The sequence below is a fragment of the Pseudonocardia sp. SID8383 genome (genome assembly GCF_009864975.1).
GTDB classification, from domain to species: Bacteria; Actinomycetota; Actinomycetes; order Mycobacteriales; family Pseudonocardiaceae; genus Pseudonocardia; species Pseudonocardia alni.
Genome location: NZ_WWFY01001253.1, coordinates 1 through 1,678, shown reverse-complemented (window position 1 = coordinate 1,678; position 1,678 = coordinate 1). Strand labels below are relative to the sequence as shown.

Below are 1,678 nucleotides of genomic sequence, written 5' to 3'. Positions count from 1 at the left end.
CAGGCCAGCGTCTCGAACAGGCCCGCGGCCCGGTCGGCGGGCCGGGCGACGGGCGGCCGGACCGGCCGGGGCGGGCCGTCCAGCGCGGCCAGGACCGGGGCGGCCTTGGTCAGGACCTCGCCGAACTCCTCCGCCGGGTCGGAGTCGACGGTGATGCCCCCACCGACGCCGAGCCGGCCGCTTCGGCTGCCGTCGGGCCCGGCGGGGCCGAGGTCGAGGGTGCGGATCGCGACGTTCAGCTCCAGTCCGGCCAGCGGGCTCACCCCGCCGACGGCGCCGGTGAACAGCCCACGGTCGCCGTCCTCGCAGTCGGCGATCACCTCGCAGGCCCGGATCTTCGGCGCGCCGGTGACCGAGCCCGGCGGGAACGTGGCGATGAGCAGGTCGGCGTCGGTGACGTCGTCGCGCAGCGTCGCGTGCACCCGCGACACCAGGTGCCACACCCCCGGATGCGGTTCGACGGCGAGCAGCCGCCCCGGCCGCACCCCGCCGGGCCGTGCGACCCGGGCCAGGTCGTTGCGCATCAGGTCGACGATCATCACGTTCTCGGCCGCGTCCTTCACCGAGGCGCCGAGTCGCGCGCGTTCGGCCTCGTCGGCGTCGCCACCGGTGCGCGGCCGGGTGCCCTTGATCGGCGCGGTGGTGACCCGGTCCCCGGCACGGTGCAGGAACAGCTCCGGGCTCGCGCCCACCGCGGCCCGCTCCGGCGTCACGACGAGCGCGGCGCGGGCCGGTGCGACCGGCTCGACCAGCCGGGCCCACGCCTCGTGCGGGTCGCCGTCGAGCCGCACCTCCAGCCGGGTCGCGATGTTGGCCTGGAAGATCTCGCCGCGACGGATCTCGGTGACGCACCGCTCGACCGCGGCCAGGTGCGCGTCGCGGTCGGGCCACCGGGTGACCGCGATCCGGGCCGTCCGGTCCGGCGCCGGGCGGGCGAGGTCGGCGCACAGCTGCGTGTACCGGCGCTCGGCCGAGCCGGTGTCGGGGTGCACCGCACCGGGGTGGTCCGGCAGGCCCGGTAGCGGGGCTCCGCCGGCGACCAGCGCCTCGAACCACCAGCGCTCGCCGTCGTGCCGCAGCACGTCGCGGTACCAGGACAGCACCGCCGTCGGCCGCACACCGGGCGGGGCATGGTCCAGGAGCCCGAACCAGCCGCCTCCGACGGCCCCGGCGGTCCCGGCGCCCGGACTGGCCGCCGGGCCCGCGGACCGTGGCGGCGCGTCCAGCACGGCGAACGGGTCGGCCCCGTCCGGTGCGGTGAGCACCGGCTCGGTGGCGACCAGTGCCCCCCACGACCAGCTCCCGCCGAAGGCGACCAGCCGCGGCCGGTGGGCGAGCCGGCGCACCGCCGCCGCCACCCCGGACGGTGCGACACCGTCCGGGACCGGGACACGGTGCAGCCCGGTCCGGGCCGGGGCGGTCGAGGTCACCGGGAGAGCATGCTGATCCGGCCCCGCGCGGGGAAGGCGCCGTGACCGGGCGCACGCCTCACCCCCAGCTCCCCGGGCGCCGGGCGACGGCGTGGATCCGCTCCACCTCCCGCGGGCCGAGCACCGGGGTCAGCCCGCGCAGGGCGTACACCAGCGCGCCCTCGGTGGCGACCACGACGTCGTCGGGCCAGCGGCGCACCCGGAGCGGGGCCCCGACCAGCGCGATCACCGGGCGGACCGGCGTCGAC

General features: G+C 78.5%; 2 protein-coding genes. Both read right to left on the bottom strand.

Features of this window, described 5'->3' with window-relative positions; translation table 11 throughout:
• Nucleotides 1-1,430, bottom strand: a 1,430-nt coding sequence (locus GTW08_RS33155) for a chorismate-binding protein (protein ID WP_161152897.1), incomplete at its 3' end; no start/stop codon positions are given.
• A gap of 58 nt (nt 1,431-1,488) precedes the next feature.
• A partial coding sequence (locus tag GTW08_RS30760; RefSeq protein WP_202417944.1) for a hypothetical protein occupies nt 1,489-1,678 on the bottom strand: 190 nt, incomplete at its 5' end.